This is a genomic window from Herbaspirillum sp. BH-1 (genome assembly GCF_002870055.1).
In the GTDB taxonomy this organism is placed as follows: Bacteria; Pseudomonadota; Gammaproteobacteria; order Burkholderiales; family Burkholderiaceae_D; genus Herbaspirillum; species Herbaspirillum frisingense.
In genome coordinates this window covers 72802-88041 of the sequence record NZ_PKOI01000017.1, presented here as the reverse complement: position 1 = coordinate 88041, position 15240 = coordinate 72802, and the positions used below count along the sequence as shown (strand labels likewise).

General features: G+C 59.5%; 12 protein-coding genes. 4 read left to right on the top strand and 8 right to left on the bottom strand.

The window, feature by feature from the left end; translation table 11 throughout:
• Nucleotides 1–30: 30 nt before the first annotated feature.
• Nucleotides 31–945 (top strand): HNH endonuclease, encoded by a 915-nt coding sequence (locus HBH1_RS19625; RefSeq protein ID WP_102664061.1) that lies wholly within the window; start codon nucleotides 31–33, stop codon nucleotides 943–945.
• Between the two features lie 236 nt (nucleotides 946–1181).
• Here the strand turns inward: HBH1_RS19625 and gyrB are convergent, their stop codons facing one another.
• From gyrB to dnaA, 3 genes are all read right to left on the bottom strand, one after another.
• Entirely contained in the window at nucleotides 1182–3680 is a 2499-nt protein-coding gene (gene gyrB / locus HBH1_RS19620) for a DNA topoisomerase (ATP-hydrolyzing) subunit B (RefSeq protein WP_102664060.1), read from the bottom strand.
• 135 nt (nucleotides 3681–3815) lie between these two features.
• Nucleotides 3816–4922, bottom strand: a complete 1107-nt coding sequence (gene dnaN / locus HBH1_RS19615) for a DNA polymerase III subunit beta (protein ID WP_006463448.1) — start codon at nucleotides 4920–4922, stop codon at nucleotides 3816–3818.
• Nucleotides 4923–5561: 639 nt separating this feature from the next.
• On the bottom strand, nucleotides 5562–6962 hold the full coding sequence (gene dnaA / locus HBH1_RS19610; protein ID WP_006463447.1) for a chromosomal replication initiator protein DnaA: 1401 nt from the start codon (nucleotides 6960–6962) through the stop codon (nucleotides 5562–5564).
• Between dnaA and HBH1_RS24990 the strand changes: the two genes are divergently transcribed.
• Complete coding sequence (locus tag HBH1_RS24990) at nucleotides 6961–7176, top strand: hypothetical protein (protein WP_146012878.1); 216 nt, start codon at nucleotides 6961–6963, stop codon at nucleotides 7174–7176. The genes dnaA and HBH1_RS24990 overlap by 2 nt on opposite strands.
• A gap of 148 nt (nucleotides 7177–7324) precedes the next feature.
• Here HBH1_RS24990 and HBH1_RS19605 read toward each other — a convergent pair whose 3' ends face one another.
• The 3 genes from HBH1_RS19605 to HBH1_RS19595 form a co-directional block, all read right to left on the bottom strand.
• Entirely contained in the window at nucleotides 7325–8092 is a 768-nt protein-coding gene (locus HBH1_RS19605) for a class II glutamine amidotransferase (protein ID WP_102664059.1), read from the bottom strand.
• Nucleotides 8093–8307: 215 nt separating this feature from the next.
• A complete protein-coding gene (locus HBH1_RS19600; protein ID WP_006463445.1) occupies nucleotides 8308–8625 on the bottom strand; it encodes a hypothetical protein in 318 nt (105 codons plus the stop codon).
• Nucleotides 8626–9215: 590 nt separating this feature from the next.
• A complete protein-coding gene (locus tag HBH1_RS19595) occupies nucleotides 9216–9449 on the bottom strand; it encodes a hypothetical protein (protein ID WP_006463444.1) in 234 nt (77 codons plus the stop codon).
• A 177-nt stretch (nucleotides 9450–9626) separates the two neighbouring features.
• Between HBH1_RS19595 and HBH1_RS19590 the strand changes: the two genes are divergently transcribed.
• Together HBH1_RS19590 and HBH1_RS19585 are read left to right on the top strand one after the other, a co-directional pair.
• A complete protein-coding gene (locus HBH1_RS19590; RefSeq protein WP_102664058.1) occupies nucleotides 9627–10586 on the top strand; it encodes a LysR family transcriptional regulator in 960 nt (319 codons plus the stop codon).
• A 131-nt stretch (nucleotides 10587–10717) separates the two neighbouring features.
• Nucleotides 10718–12766 (top strand): AsmA family protein, encoded by a 2049-nt coding sequence (locus tag HBH1_RS19585; RefSeq protein ID WP_102664057.1) that lies wholly within the window; start codon nucleotides 10718–10720, stop codon nucleotides 12764–12766.
• A 777-nt stretch (nucleotides 12767–13543) separates the two neighbouring features.
• Here HBH1_RS19585 and HBH1_RS19580 read toward each other — a convergent pair.
• Together HBH1_RS19580 and HBH1_RS19575 are read right to left on the bottom strand one after the other, a co-directional pair.
• Nucleotides 13544–13849 (bottom strand): 2Fe-2S iron-sulfur cluster-binding protein, encoded by a 306-nt coding sequence (locus HBH1_RS19580; protein WP_102664056.1) that lies wholly within the window; start codon nucleotides 13847–13849, stop codon nucleotides 13544–13546.
• A 457-nt stretch (nucleotides 13850–14306) separates the two neighbouring features.
• On the bottom strand, nucleotides 14307–15191 hold the full coding sequence (locus HBH1_RS19575; RefSeq protein ID WP_102664080.1) for a LysR family transcriptional regulator: 885 nt from the start codon (nucleotides 15189–15191) through the stop codon (nucleotides 14307–14309).
• Between the last annotated feature and the right edge of the window lie 49 nt (nucleotides 15192–15240).

Below are 15240 nucleotides of genomic sequence, written 5' to 3'. Positions count from 1 at the left end.
ATCTGCGTTTCTACCTATCTCCTTCCAACCATGACAACCCTGCAAGACCTAACACCAACAACAAGACAGCGCGTCCGGGACATCGTCAACCACCTCGGCATCGCAATGACGACGAAGTATGACTGGTGTTTCAGTAATCCCGGCGGCCCCTATCTGGTCAATATCTGGCATGACCAAATGCAAGAAGAAAACGGCGTCATTTATTTTGTCGACAGAGCGTCCGCCTGGGGGGAGGAAAACCGAGCTACGGCCACGCAGACACAGCTGAACCGTGCGAGCGCAGTATCTTCGCTAATCCAAACGGCCTACTACACCAAAGCGCCTGTTAATGTTGCCATTCTCGACGGCACACGCAAAACAGTTGGGCTTCGCGAGACCAGCCAAGCAAAACAAAGGGAGCTCGACTCAGTCCTCTGGTATCCGCATCATAAGGAGGCGGATGGCAACATCCGCGTCATTCGGGGCAAACCGCAACCAGATAACTTTGACCCCTACGACGAAGAACAGCCACAGCAAAAGCAGACAGCTGCACCAACACCACCCAACAAAGTGAAAGGTTCAGGCACAGCGATTTTTGAGCGTGACTCAGAAGTTGTAAAAGCTGTGAAGCAACGGGCAGCTAATGGTTGTTGCGAGTTTTGTGGCCAGGAGGGCTTCAAAACTGCAAGCGGCGGATTCTATCTTGAAGCGCATCACGTCATCCCGTTGAACTGCGGAGGACCGGACGACGTTCGCAACGTGGTGGCAATCTGCGCCGATGACCATCGCCGTGCGCATTTTGGTGAGGACCGCCATGCTGTTCGCGACAAAATGATTTGGGACGTACTCGCAGTTCATTATCCGAACGACACGGAGTTTTTTGAGGCGATGGATGAGAAATCTCTCGAGATTAAACGGAGCGCCTCTGGACAACGAAAACTCGAAGACCACAGGATGGATAACTAACGTCACAACGAAGTCAGTTAGGGTCTTCTCCCAAGCATGAACTTCTTGCTTTGACAGGGCAGTTAGCTACCCCCGAATACTGGAGCCACTGTTTCCTGTCCGGAGCCAATTTGCAAGAGGTATCTACAAGAGTTCGCTAATAGCCCATAAATTCGAGCTATTAACAGGACAAACCCATAAATTTCTCAGTTTATGGGTTTGTTTTTCTTAGGTTATACGTTCCTCTACAGCCGACATCAAACATCAATATTCCCCGCCTGCAACGCATTAGATTCAATAAATGCCCGACGTGGCTCCACATCATCGCCCATGAGCGTCATGAAGATCTGATCGGCCGCAATGGCATCCTCAATCTGCACCTTCAACAAACGGCGCACGGTCGGGTCCATGGTGGTTTCCCACAGCTGCTCGGGGTTCATCTCGCCCAGGCCTTTGTAGCGCTGCTTGTTGACGCCGCGTTCGGCTTCGTCGCGCAGCCAGCCCATGGCCTGGCGGAAGTCGGTGATGGCGGATTCCTTGCGCTTTTCGCCCTGGCCACGGGCCACCGTGGCGCCCTTGAGGATGAGGCCCTTGAAGGTTTCGGCAGCGGTGGAGAGCACCTGGTAATCGGGGCCGCTGACGAAGTCGGCATCGATCACGGTGGCCTTGATGTTGCCGTGCTGGCGACGGTGGATGTGCAGGGCGACCTTTTCGCTGAGCTCGTCCACGCGGGCTTGCACGTCGATGTTGCTGTCGTTGATGGCCTTCTTCAGTTCGGCCGCGGTGGCGGTGGCTTGTTCGATGTTTTCCATCTTCAGTACCACGCCGCCGGTCATGATGGCGCTCAAGGCGGCGTCATCGATGGCGCGCGACAGGCGCATGATGATGGCGTTGGCGGTGTTGTACTGGCGGGCCAGTTCGATCAGTGCATCGCCGCTGATGGCGGGGGCGTCTTCGGCGGGCTTGATCTCGGCGTCGTTCAGGGCGATCTGCATCATGTATTGCGCTTCCTCGATGTCGTCCTTGAGGTAGCGCTCGTCCTTGCCGGCCTTGACCTTGTACAGCGGCGGCTGGGCGATGTAGATGTGGCCGCGTTCGACCAGGGCCGGCATCTGGCGGTAGAACAGGGTCAGCAGCAGGGTGCGGATGTGGGCGCCGTCGACGTCGGCATCGGTCATGATGATGATGCGGTGGTAGCGCAGCTTGTCCGGGTTGAATTCGTCAGCGCCGATGCTGGTGCCCAGGGTGGCGATGAGGGTGGTGATCTGTTCGGAGGAGAGCATCTTCTCGAAGCGTGCCTTCTCCACGTTCAGCACCTTGCCGCGCAGCGGCAGGATGGCCTGGAACTTGCGGTCGCGGCCTTGCTTGGCCGAGCCGCCTGCGGAGTCACCCTCGACGATGTAGAGCTCGCACAGGGCCGGGTCGCGTTCCTGGCAGTCGGCCAGCTTGGACGACAAACCCAGGCCGTCCATGACGCCCTTGCGGCGGGTCAGTTCGCGGGCCTTGCGGGCGGCTTCGCGGGCGCGGGCGGCTTCGACGATCTTGCCGCAGATGATCTTGGCGTCGTTGGGCTTCTCGGCGAGGAAGTCGGTCAGGGTCTTGGCGACGATTTCTTCCACGGGGCCGCGCACTTCGCTGGAGACCAGCTTGTCCTTGGTCTGGGAGCTGAACTTGGGTTCGGGTACCTTCACCGAGAGCACGCAGGTCAGGCCTTCGCGCATGTCGTCGCCGGAGATTTCGACCTTGGCCTTCTTGGCGAGATCGTTTTCTTCGATGTACTTGTTGATGACGCGGGTCATGGCGGCGCGCAGGCCGGTCAGGTGGGTGCCGCCGTCACGCTGGGGGATGTTGTTGGTGAAGCAGAGCACCTGTTCGTTGAAGGCGTCGTTCCATTGCATGGAGACGTCCACCGAGACCAGCGTGCCCTGGTCCGATTGCTTCTCGCCGGTGGCCTGGAAGATGGTCGGGTTGAGGATGCTCTTGTTCTTGTTGATGTATTCGACGAAACCGCGGGTGCCACCTTCGAAGGCGAAGTCTTCTTCCTTGCCGGTGCGCTGGTCGGTCAGCTTGATGTGTACGCCGTTGTTGAGGAAGGACAGTTCGCGGATGCGCTTGGCCAGGATCTCGTAGTGGAATTCGACGTGGGTGAAGATTTCTTCGTCGGCCCAGAAGTGGACTTCGGTACCGCGCTTGTCGGAGTCGCCCACGACCTTGATGGGCGAGACCTGCACGCCGTCGATCATTTCCAGTTCGCGGTTCTGGACGATGCCCTTGGCGAATTCCATGGCGTAGTGCTTGCCGTCGCGGCGGATGGTCAGCTTCAGTTTCTTCGACAGTGCGTTCACACAGGACACGCCCACGCCGTGCAGGCCGCCGGAGACCTTGTAGGAGTTCTGGTCGAACTTGCCGCCGGCGTGCAGCTCGGTCATCACGATTTCGGCGGCGGAGCGCTTGGGTTCGTGCTTGTCGTCCATCTTCAGGCCGGTGGGAATGCCGCGGCCGTTGTCGGTGATGGAGATGGAGTTGTCGGCGTGGATGGTGACGTGGATCTCGCTGCAGTAGCCTGCCAGGGCTTCGTCGATGGAGTTGTCCAGCACTTCGAACACCAGGTGGTGCAGGCCGGTGCCGTCAGAGGTGTCGCCAATGTACATGCCGGGACGCTTGCGCACCGCCTCCAGGCCTTCCAGGATCTGGATGGAAGAAGCGCCATAGCTTTGTTGCGCGGAATTGGTGTTGTCTGCGGGGCTGGAGGACATGGTTACCTTCTGAAATTGCTAGCCAAACGACTAGGGGACTGCAAAAAACGGAATTCGTCGGAGGATTCTTGGAATTCTTAAAAGCAACCGAGGGGCCGTCTGGGACGGCCCCTCGGGCGCGTGGAGCGGTGTTGCTCAGATCCGCATCGGCATGACGACGTACTTGAAGTCGGCGTTCTCGGGGATGGTGATCAGGGCCGAGGAATTGGCATCGCCCAGGGCGATGTTGACGTAGTCGTTCTTCAGGTTGTTGAGCACGTCGAGCAGGTAGCTGACGTTGAAACCGATGTCGACGGTGTCGCCGCCGTAGTCGATTTCCAGTTCTTCGACCGCTTCTTCCTGGTCGGCGTTGGTGGAGCTGATCTTCAGGCTGCCGGGGGCGATCACCCAGCGCACGCCCTTGAACTTGTCGCTGGTCATGATGGCGGCGCGTTGCAGCGAGCGCAGCAGCTGGTCGCGGCTGATGGTGAAGCTGTTCTTGTAGCCCTTGGGCACCACGCGGGTGTAGTCGGGGAACTTGCCTTCGACCAGCTTGGAGATCAGCTCGATGTCGGCGAAGGTCAGCTTGACCTGGTTGTTGGCGATCTGCAGCTGGACTTCATCGTCGCTGTCGTCCAGCAGACGTTGCAGTTCGATGATGGTCTTGCGCGGGATGATCACTTCCTGGCGCGGGAAGTCCTGCTCGGTCTCGACCTGGCAGAAGGCCAGGCGGTGGCCGTCGGTGGCGACCGCGATCACGTTCTTGCCTTCGACCACCAGCAGCAGGCCGTTGAGGTAGTAACGGATATCCTGCTGGGCCATGGCGAAGTGGACCATGTTGAACAGGTGCTTCAGGGTCTTCTGCGGCAGGTTGACCTGGGCGTTGTAGTGCTCGGCCTGGGCGACTGTCGGGAATTCCTCGGCGGCCAGCGTCTGCAGCGCGAAGCGGGACTTGCCCGATTGCACGGTCAGGCGCTTGTTGGACAGGGAGATGGCGACTTCGCCGGAGTCGGGCAGGGCGCGCAGGATGTCGAGCAGCTTGCGGGCGGCCACGGTGGTGGCGGTCGTTTCATCGCCGGAGCCGACGTCGGCGTGCGTGGTGATCTGCACTTCGATGTCGGTGGACAGGAAAGAGACCTTCTCGCCGTCCTTGCGGATGAGGATATTGGCCAGAATCGGCAATGTGTGCCGACGCTCGACAATACCACTCACGATCTGCAGAGGACGCAGGAGCGTGTCTCGTTGGGTTTTAACCAATTGCATAGTCAGTTTGTCCTTGCTAGTAATGGTTTAAAGGATGCCGTCGGCCGGCTTTGCGTCATGCCCATCTTGCGCGTGTTCCTCCTCTGGTGAAAAACGCTGTCTGCACTGCAACCTGCCTGAATATGCAACGCTCCTGCATGTGGCATGACCGGTAAGCGACCGGTCCGGAATCCGTTCCCGCAAAGCTGGTGATACAGCGACCCGCGATTGTCCAGGTAGGTAAGACAATGGCTGGCAGCCAGAAACACTTGGCTATACGTTTGGAACATTTGAATACTTTTGCCGGGTGTTTCCGGGTATTTATTCGAAGTTTCCGTGCTATCCCGCGGATTTCCTGCTCCGTGGCCGGCCCTTGCGTCCGCCTGCGAAATAACACCTTCCATTGTACCAATCATCCCCTCTTCGGAGTAGTCCGCCAGGGGGGAGGGTGGGCGCCTGAGGAGCAAAAATCCGGTGGTCGGGGAGGGAAAATTCCCGCTCCACGGGCAGAGGAGGCGCCGCAAGCGGACCGGTTATTTTATCCACAGGCTTGCACGCCGGTGGCGCCTGGAAGTTTCGTTGTGGAAAAGAAAATGCCGCCGGCGCGGGCGCGGGCGGCATTGTCATCTTATCCACAGGCGCTGCCGGTGGCAGCGTGGATCAACCCTTGAGGGTTTGCTCCAGCACGTGCAGCTCGTGGTTGCATTCCGGGCTCTTGGCGCGGTCGGCGGCGATCTTGCGCACCGCGTGCAACACCGTGGTGTGGTCGCGACCGCCGAAGAGGTCGCCGATCTCCGGCAGGCTCTTCTGGGTCAGCTCCTTGGCCAGGTACATGGCGATCTGGCGCGGGCGGGCGATGTTGGCCGGACGCTTCTTGGAATACATGTCGGCGACCTTGATGTTGAAGAAGTCGGCCACCGTCTTCTGGATGTTTTCCACCGAGATCTGGCGGTTCTGCACCGACAGCAGGTCCTTCAGGGCTTCCTTGACGACATCGATGGTGATGTCCTTGCCGTGGAAGCGCGAGTAGGCCAGGATCTTGCGCAGCGCGCCTTCCAGCTCGCGCACGTTGGAGCGCAGGTGCTTGGCGACGAAGAAGGCGACGTCATCGGACAGCACCACGTCCTCGGCGGCGGCCTTCTTCATCAGGATGGCCACGCGCATCTCCAGCTCGGGCGGCTCGATGGCCACCGTCAGGCCGGAGTCGAAGCGGGAGATCAGGCGGTCATCCATGCCGCTGATTTCCTTGGGATAGGTATCACTGGTGATGATGATCTGCTTCTTGGCCGCGATCAGGGCTTCGAAGGCGTAGAAGAATTCTTCCTGGGTGCGGCTCTTGCCACCGAAGAACTGGATATCGTCGATCAGCAGCAGGTCCAGCGAGTGGTAATAGCGCTTGAAGTCGTCGAAACCCTTGCGCTGGTAGGCCGTGACCACGTCGCGCACGTACTGTTCGGCGTGGATGTAGCGGATCTTGGCGCCCGGGTTATCCACAAGCACCTGGTTGCCGATGGCGTGGATGATGTGGGTCTTACCCAGGCCCACGCCGCCATACAGGAACAGCGGGTTGTACGAGGTACCGGGGTTGTTGGCGACCTGGGTGGCGGCCGCGCGGGCCAGCTGGTTGGCCTTACCGGTGACCAGGTTGTCGAAGGTCAGGACCGGGTTGATGCGCGACTGCTCCTGGCGTGGCGCCACGGCACGCACCGGCTGGGCCGGTTCGGGGTCCAGGTGCAACTGTTCGTGGTTGGGCAAACCCAGGCCGTTGGCACCGCCGCCGGCCGCTTGCGGGCTGGCGGCCGGGCGCCGGCCCTGGTTGCCGCGCGGGTCCAGCACGAACTGGACTTCGGTCGGTGCGTCCCAGTATTCGCAGGCCAGTGCGGTGATGCGGTTGGCGAACTGGGTCTTGACCCAGTCCAGCTTGAAGCGATTGGGCGCGGCGATGCGCAAGAGCCCATCCTCGAAGTCGAGCGGCACCAGCGGCTTGATCCAGGCGCTGTATTGCTGAGGGGTCAGCTCCTGCTCGAGTTTATGGGAGCAAGCCTGCCAGAAGTTTTCCATGAAGCTTTCTTATCGGATAAGTGCGGCGCCCGCCTGCCGCGTCCGGAGGACGGGCCTGGATGGACGAAGTCGTCCGGGCGCGAAACGAGGGACGCATTTTACTCCGGTAAACCCAAGTTATCCACAGGTCGACCGGCAAAAATCCCTGAAAAATCTGAACTATCCACAGGCTGCGCAGCAGCGCATCGTCACCCTGACACCGGAAAGCCCGTGAGCGGGCGGTGTTAGGGGGACAGAGTCACCAACTGTGGATAAGACAAGGCGGGCAATCTGCCCGCCTTTTTTGTAACAGCTCGTGCAAAAGTGGATTTTTGCCGCGGATTTGGCTGTGGACAGGTGACTGTGGTGGACAGTCGGCTTGCTCAGTCGACCACGTTACCGTCGACAAAGACCTTCATTTCACCGGCCTGGAAAGCGGTCCAGACTTCATTGTCGGTCAAGGGCTGGGTCACGATCACCGCAACCCGGTCATTGGTGGTGGTGACCTGGGCAAAGTCGACCGAGAGGTCGTCGTCGGACAGCTTGGCGGTGGTGAAGGGGTGCTGGCGGACGATGTAATAGAGATGGGTGGAGCAGTGGGTATACAGTGCCGAGCCGTCCGAGAGCAGCATGTTGAAGGTGCCATGGCTGGCGATGCCGTCGACGATCTCGCGCAGGGCCGCGCGCAGGTCGGTCAGCAGGGGCAGGGTATCGCCGAAGCGCTTGCGCATTTCCTGCAGGATGTAGCAGAAGGCCAGTTCGCTGTCGGTGGTGCCGACCGGGCGGTAGGGGCCATCGAGCTCGGGCGTGAAGTTCTTCAGGTCGCCGTTGTGGGCAAATACCCAGTAGCGCCCCCACAGTTCGCGCACGAAGGGGTGGCAGTTGGCCAATGTGACACGGCCCTGGGTGGCCTTGCGGATGTGGGCAATCACGTGCTGCGACTTGATCGGGTAGCGCTTGATCAGTTCGGCCACCGGGGAATCGACGGCCGCCTGGTGGTCGACGAAGGTGCGCACGCCCGAGCCCTCGAAGAAGGCAATGCCCCAGCCATCGCGGTGGTGGTCGGTAAGGCCGCCCCGGGTAGCAAAGCCGGTGAAGCTGAAGACGATGTCGGTGGGGGTATTGCAGTTCATCCCGAGGAGCTGGCACATGATGTGTTGCGGAAATGCTGTGAGGGTTGGCGGGTGAACAAGTTATCACGTTGCCGCCGGCCCGGGTCCGGGCTGTGGATAAAAAAAGCCCCGCGAGCTTGCGCTGGCGGGGCTAATCCTTCCTAAAGAGGGAGGAGGAGACACAGTACGTACTACAAAACTACAAAACGACCAGAAGACGGATCAGAGGTCGCACCACATGCGGGGACCGGACTTCAGTCGCGCGCGGCCATGTTGCGCAGCTCGGCTGCAAAATTCGGTTGGGTCATGCTGTATTCGTTGGCCATGCGGTTGAGCATGCGCTTGCCGCTGAACTTGTGCGCCAGGATGCGTTGCTCCAGCGACTTGCGGGGCTTGACCAGCAGGACGGCGGCTTGCGCCAGACCCAGGATCAGCGGCTTGAACACCATGACCAGCGTGACCAGTGCACCCAGACCCAGTGCCGGGCGGATATACGCCACCAGCATGCCCATCAGGGATTGCGCGAAGGGCAGGGCTGCTTCAGCAGGAAAGGCCAGGTTCAGGAAGGACATGATATTTCTACCTCTGATAATCAGGCCGCGACACGACTGCGCGGCGTTCAAGTTCACTGTTGTTGCGTCGCAGTATGCAGTTTGGCCTCCTGTATGACTACTTTAGAGTTCTCATATCAGATATAGGGTTTGTGAATATAGCTCTGCAGCGGCCTGCCAGGAGCGGACAATCGCCAGCAAACCCTTGATGGCTGGCCTTCATTGCACTTTTTCCACTGGCCGGGTGGCAAGATGGCGATGACTTGGCTGAGCGCTATGCGGCAAATTTGCAACGCCGTTTGACTGAGAGAGAAGTGCCTGTGAATATCTCGAACGGAAGTCGTCGCCGATGGTGAACAACATGTTCGCAATGCACGAAAAAAAAACCCGCAGGCATGGCCTACGGGGTTAATCCTTCCTAAAGAGGGAGGAGGAGACAACGGATCGGTGTCCTGACGCGTTGATCGAATCAGCGTCAACATAAGCGCCGTACGCGCCGGAACTACCGAAATCCTTGATACCGGCACCGGTCTCCAGGACCTGGTGCCAGCGTCACGCAAGTGTCATGCGCGACGGGTAAAACCTGAATCTGGTGAAGCAGAAACCTTCGATTAACCGCGCGAAGCGATGAAGCGCAGTTCAGCAGCCAGGTTCGGCTGGGTGGCTTCGAACTTGTCGGCCATGCGGTTCAGTTGGCGGGTGCCCGATGCGCGATCCTGTTCGGCGGCCACCAGAGCAACGGCTTGCAGCTCGTGGGCCTTGACGAAGTGGATGAAGATGTTGCGCATGACGGCGGCGAACTTGCTCTTGAAGGTGCTGTTGGTGCTTTGTGCGATGGTTGCCATGATTCGATCCTTGACGTTGTGTGTTATGTTGCATTGCAGTGTAGAGAACTCACATTTGTTTGACCACTTTCCGTTTCGGATATCAGTTATATAATCTGTGAATAATATTTCGGCCGGCGATCACCCGCGCTCATCTGCCGCCCCCACGACTTCCTTCCTGCCGCAAAGGCCCGCCCCATGAGCTTTCTCACCCTGGACCTGAACCTGTTGCGCGTATTCGACGCCGTCATGACCGAGCAGAATCTGACGCGTGCGGCCAACTTGCTGGCCATGACCCAGCCGGCTGTCTCCAATGCGCTACGCCGGCTACGCGACACGCTCAATGACGATCTGGTGATCCGCACCGCCCATGGCGTCAAGCCCACGCCCCGCGCCGAGGAGCTGTGGCCCACCGTGCGCCGGGCCCTGTCGGAACTGGAAGCGGTGATCGCACCGGAAAGTTTCGATATCTCGCGCGCCCAGAACACCTTCCGCATGGCCATGGTGGACGCCACGGCCGCGCTGTGGCTGCCCTCGCTGGTGCGCACCATCATGCGCGACGCCCCCCGCATCAAGATCCGGATGATGCCGCTGACCACGCGTGACCCTCGCGCCATGCTGTTGCGCGGCGACATCGACCTGGCCGTGGGCTTCTTCCCCGGCGTGACCGCGCAGCTGGCCGATGGCCAGGGCATGGCCAAGAGCCAGATCAGCCATGCCCGGCTCTACACGGGTCAATATGTCTGCGTGATGCACAAGAACCACCCGCTGGCCGGCCAACCGCTGACGCTGGACAGCTATTGCGGCGCCGACCACCTGCTGGTGAGCCTGTCGGGCAAGCCGCATGCGGTGATCGACGACGTGCTGGCCGGCATGAACCGCGAGCGCAAGATCCTGCTGACGGTGAACCAGTTCTTCACGGCCGGTCGCATCGTGGCCAGTTCGGAGCTCATCACCGTGCTGCCGCGCCACCTGGTGGCCGCCACCGGCATGGCCGAGGTACTGGTGGTGAAGGAACTGCCCTTCCAGACGCCGGAAGAGCATGTGGACATGTTGTGGCATGAACGCGACGCCCGTAATCCGGCCCATAAGTGGCTGCGAGCTCACTTGTCTGCAACAACCCATGACGAATTCGGTCGTATCAACATGAAGCGCTGATGCGGCGCTGGCAGCAAACGGCTTTCCCGGTCTGATCTATCCACAGGCGCCATGGAGACTGGCGCGCGGGAAAGCCGCTGTCGGCGGGCGTTGGCGCATGTTGATAACCCTCCATAGGGGACGCCGAAGCAATGTCGCGCCTGACCAAAATCCTGCTCTGGCTGCTTGCCAGTCTGCTCATCCTGATCGCCGCCGCGGTCATTTTCATCCTCACCTTCGACTGGAACCGGGCCAAACCCTGGATCAACGAACGCGTCTCGACCGCGATCGGGCGCGAGTTCGCCATCGACGGCAATCTCTCCCTGCACTGGCAGCGCGCCGGCACGGACGCCACCCCAGGTGCGGCGCCACCGGGCTTCTGGGCGCGCTGGGTGCCCTGGCCCCGGCTGCAGGCGGAGGATATCCGGGTCGGCAATCCTCCCACCTTCAGCAGCGCTGGCCAGATGGCCACCGTGCGCCTGGTCAGCTTCACCCTCAATCCGCTGCCGCTGCTTGTGCATAAGATTTCCCTGCCGTCGCTGGAGGTACAGGCGCCCTCGGTTTCCTTGCTGCGCAACCGTCAGGCTGTGAACAACTGGACGTTCGCCAGCAACAACAGTGCCCCCTCTGCCTGGCAGCTCAGCCTGGGCCGCATCAGTCTCAGCCAGGGCAAGCTGGCGCTGGACGATGCTGTGCAAAAGATCAACATCAAGGCCGATATCGACACCCTGGATCCGGACAAGGAGAAGCTCTACGGACTGGGCTGGAAGCTCGGCGGCACCTTCAACGGCGCCCCGGTGAGCGGGCAGGGCAAGGCCGGCGGCGTGCTCTCGCTGCAGGACCTGCAGCAGCCGTATCCGCTGCAGGCCCAGGTCAAGGTGGGCAAGACCAGCATCGGTATCCAGGGGACGCTCACCAAACCGGCCGAACTGGCTGCGCTGGACCTGCGCCTGTCGGTGGCCGGGGCCAGCATGGGCAACCTGTATCCGCTGACCGGCATCCTGTTGCCGGAAACGCCGCCCTTCGCCACCGAAGGCCATCTGCTGGGCAAGATCGGCGAGAGCGGCAGTCAGTGGCATTACCAGGACTTCAGCGGCAAGGTGGGGGACAGCGATCTCAACGGCAGCCTGGATTACGTCACTGGTGGCGCGCGTCCTCAACTGACGGGGGCGCTGACCTCCAATGTGCTGCGCTTCGATGACCTGGCACCGCTGATCGGCGCCGACTCCAACGCCGAGAAGGCGCAGCGTGGCGCGGAGGAACGCCAGCCGGGCAACAAGGTGCTGCCGGTGAAGACCTTCAGCACCGAGGCCTGGGGCGCGCTGGATGCCGATGTGCGTTTCACCGGCAAGCGCATCGTCCGGCAGAAGGACTTGCCGATCACCGACCTGCAGGCCCACCTCATCCTCAAGGACAAGGTCTTGAGCCTGGACCCGCTCAACTTCGGCATGGCCGGCGGCAATCTGCGCTCCACCATCCGGCTTGACGGCCAGGCGGCGCAGATGAAATCGGAGCTGAAGCTGGCCGCCCGTAACCTGAAGATCCAGAAGCTGTATCCCCAGCTCGATGCCTCGCGCACCAGCTTTGGCGAGATCAACGGCGACGCCAGGCTGTCGGCCACCGGCAACTCGGTCGCCGCCATGCTGGGCTCGGCCAACGGCGAGGTGAAGACCCTGGTCAACAAGGGTGCGATCAGCAAGTTCCTGCTGGAGGCCGCCGGGCTCAATGTGGGCAACGTGGTCATCAGCAAGCTGTTTGGCGACAAGGAGGTGAAGCTGAACTGCCTGGCCGGCGACCTGCCGGTGCAGGACGGCGTGATGCAGGTGAAGACCTTGTTGCTGGACACCGAAGACGCCCTGATCGTGGTGGACGGCGACATCGACATGAAGCGCGAATTGCTGGACCTGAACGTGCATCCACGCAGCAAGGGCCTGCGCATCATCTCGCTGCGTTCGCCGTTGTACGTGAAGGGCAGCTTCAAGGATCCGGACGTGGGCGTGAACAAGGGGGTGCTGGCCCTGCGGGCGGGCGGTGCGGTGGCGCTGGGCCTGCTGGCACCGGTGACGGCCATCCTGCCCCTGATCAATGTTGACGGCGACCAGAAGGCCGACTGCGATCATCTGCTCGAAGAAGTGAAGAAGGCGCCGCAGGCACCGCCACCAGGCAAGAGTGCCTCCGGGAAGGTGGCGCCTAAAAAATAGGCAGCACGAAAATACTGTTGTTTTATCGGCGGGGGCAGGGGATAACTTTCCTGCCCCCGCCTCGTTTTAGCCACGTTTTTCGCAACAGTGGAATTGACCGCCTTGGGGGTCGTTGCCATTACAAGACAAATTCCCCTGCTTTACCCCTGTCACTACCCCATCAAAGACCGAAATCGGTGACCAAATGACCGATTTCACCCACTTCGTCACTTTTGCCGTTTCCAAGCCCGTCATTCCCCCAAATTCGATTCGCCTGTGGATAAAGTTCTGAATAACTTTTTCATCGATTGGGGAAAACTCGAAAAGTTATCCAGAGCCGAATTTTTATCCAAGATTGGTGATGGGCTCATACAGAGTTTGCCCTTGTGTTTATCCCGCGCGCAATCGATTGATTTTTCGCCAGTAAACCAAGTTATCCACAGTAAACCGGTGACGTTAACCATCACTACTAATCTTATAAACAGCTTAGATATAAAGTCTAGGTGCGCGAGCTTTCGCAGCGCACACCACTCTGCCGGCAGGGCAGGACCCACTCATTTGGGTTTACCAGATAGGGGAATCACACACGACTGGAAAAGGCGGTGATATCACTCTCTGCCAGGCACGGGCCGTCAGAGCCTCGCCACGGAGAGCGTCCAAAATCAATGCAGGGGGCAGGTCACCGCAGGCAGATCGCGCCGCCTATGGGCAAATGGGATGCCTGGGAAGCTTTTTTATCCACAAGCCAGGGTGAAAAAAGCCAATTGCCGCCGTTCGCAGAAATCGGCGGTGGATAAATCAGTCGCCGCGCTGTGAAACCGCATCCGGCACATGCAACACCAGGTCACTGCGGGCCTCGGCGACACAGGGTAGCAGCCAGCCCTCCGCCTTTTCCTCCCGGGTCAGCCCGGGCCATTCGATCTGGTAGGCGATTTCGCCTGTGGACAGTTTGCACATGCAGGTGCGGCAGCTGCCATTGCGGCAGGAGTTGGGCATGCGGATGCCGGCAGCCAGTCCCGACTGCAGCAAGGAAAGATGCGGTACTTGTTCAAATTGCAAACCCGATGGTTGCAGGACAACCCGGTAGCGTTTGGTTTCTGTCATGTCGGTTTGGCCAGGGTTTGAAGGCGTCTGTGGATAAGTCTTTGCATATCCGCTGGGCGCTTTGGGTATATCTGGATAATTTATCCACCTCCGATTTTTTGTCCAGAATCTATGCCTTTGATGTGCAGAAGCTTACCAAGCGTTTATCAGAAAGCTAAATGCTTGATTTTTTTCGTGTAAACCGAGTTATCCACAGTTTTTGGCGACGTTAACTACTACTACTACTTATATATATCCACATCTGAATTAAAAGAGCAGAAGAGCGCACGCGGTGGACATCTTTCCAAAAACTTGGCTTTCAAACACCAAAACCCGGCAGAAAGCCCTTGGCAAAGGCATGTAACGGCATTACGGCCCTTTGGGTTCGGCAGGAAGACGGTGAAATCGGTCCGTCTATTGCCATGCAGATACATCGGAGATATCTGTAACGCCGCTTTCAGGCGGGTATTTCACTTCATTAGGCCTGCCAGACTTCTTGCAATAATTGAAACACTGCCTTGATGGCATCTTCGTGTTGTCTTTTTTCTAATGAAATAAAACTCAAGTCAGTGGACAACTCGACTGCATCGGCGATGACCAGACCATGCGCCTGTGCCTGGTTCAAGGCAATCGACTCGCGCGCCAGGGACAGCCCGACGCCGGACTTGACCAGGTCCAGCATCGATGACTCCTGGTCCACCAGTGCAACCGTGTGCAGCTTTGATTGATGTTGCGCGAAGATACGGCTTAATAGGCGATGATGTGCTGATTCTGCCGGAGTCCAGATCCAGGGCAGGCGTGCCAGTTCCTTCCAGCTTTTGCCCGAGACCCGGTTCTTCCATCCCGCCGGGGCGATGACGTTGTAGGTGAAGGAGGTCAGCGTCATGGCGTGGAAGCCCTTGCCGGGATCGCCCAGAAAATAACCGACGTCCAGATGGCCGGCCCGCACCTCGTTGAGGACCGACCCCGACATGTGATGTGACAGCTGGGTCGACAGGCGCGGATGATGTTCGACCAGCAACTTCAGGAAAGCACCGAGCCGGATGAATTCTGGATCGAGGATGGTGCCGATGGCCAGTGTCCCGGTCAAAACATCGTCACTGGAGCGCAGTCCGCTGGCATGGCGCCGCAATTCCTGGACATCGGCGAGGATACGCTCGGCCAGCGGCAGCAAGGTATTGCCTTCCACCGTCAAGACCATGCCGGATGCACTGCGATTGAACAATTGCAGGCCCAGGCTTTCCTGCAGCCCCTTGATCTGCAGACTGACAGCTGGTTGGGTCAGATGCAGCTTTTCAGCGGCCCGGGTCAGGTTACCTTCATGGGCAACCGAGATAAATGCACGTAATTGCGTCAAATCCATCATCATCTCCAGCGATTACTGGTCTATCCTGGCTTTCCACACTTGTGGA

What these genes read in the sequence shown, in the direction of transcription:
- HBH1_RS19585 (WP_102664057.1), top strand. Translation starts at nt 10,718, where the DNA reads ATGTCGCGCCTGACCAAAATCCTGCTCTGGCTGCTTGCCAGTCTGCTC.
- gyrB (WP_102664060.1), bottom strand. Translation starts at nt 3,680, where the DNA reads ATGTCCTCCAGCCCCGCAGACAACACCAATTCCGCGCAACAAAGCTAT.
- HBH1_RS19625 (WP_102664061.1), top strand. Translation starts at nt 31, where the DNA reads ATGACAACCCTGCAAGACCTAACACCAACAACAAGACAGCGCGTCCGG.
- HBH1_RS19600 (WP_006463445.1), bottom strand. Translation starts at nt 8,625, where the DNA reads ATGTCCTTCCTGAACCTGGCCTTTCCTGCTGAAGCAGCCCTGCCCTTC.
- HBH1_RS19575 (WP_102664080.1), bottom strand. Translation starts at nt 15,191, where the DNA reads ATGGATTTGACGCAATTACGTGCATTTATCTCGGTTGCCCATGAAGGT.
- HBH1_RS19605 (WP_102664059.1), bottom strand. Translation starts at nt 8,092, where the DNA reads ATGTGCCAGCTCCTCGGGATGAACTGCAATACCCCCACCGACATCGTC.
- HBH1_RS24990 (WP_146012878.1), top strand. Translation starts at nt 6,961, where the DNA reads ATGAAGCTTTCTTATCGGATAAGTGCGGCGCCCGCCTGCCGCGTCCGG.
- HBH1_RS19580 (WP_102664056.1), bottom strand. Translation starts at nt 13,849, where the DNA reads ATGACAGAAACCAAACGCTACCGGGTTGTCCTGCAACCATCGGGTTTG.
- HBH1_RS19595 (WP_006463444.1), bottom strand. Translation starts at nt 9,449, where the DNA reads ATGGCAACCATCGCACAAAGCACCAACAGCACCTTCAAGAGCAAGTTC.
- HBH1_RS19590 (WP_102664058.1), top strand. Translation starts at nt 9,627, where the DNA reads ATGAGCTTTCTCACCCTGGACCTGAACCTGTTGCGCGTATTCGACGCC.
- dnaN (WP_006463448.1), bottom strand. Translation starts at nt 4,922, where the DNA reads ATGCAATTGGTTAAAACCCAACGAGACACGCTCCTGCGTCCTCTGCAG.
- dnaA (WP_006463447.1), bottom strand. Translation starts at nt 6,962, where the DNA reads ATGGAAAACTTCTGGCAGGCTTGCTCCCATAAACTCGAGCAGGAGCTG.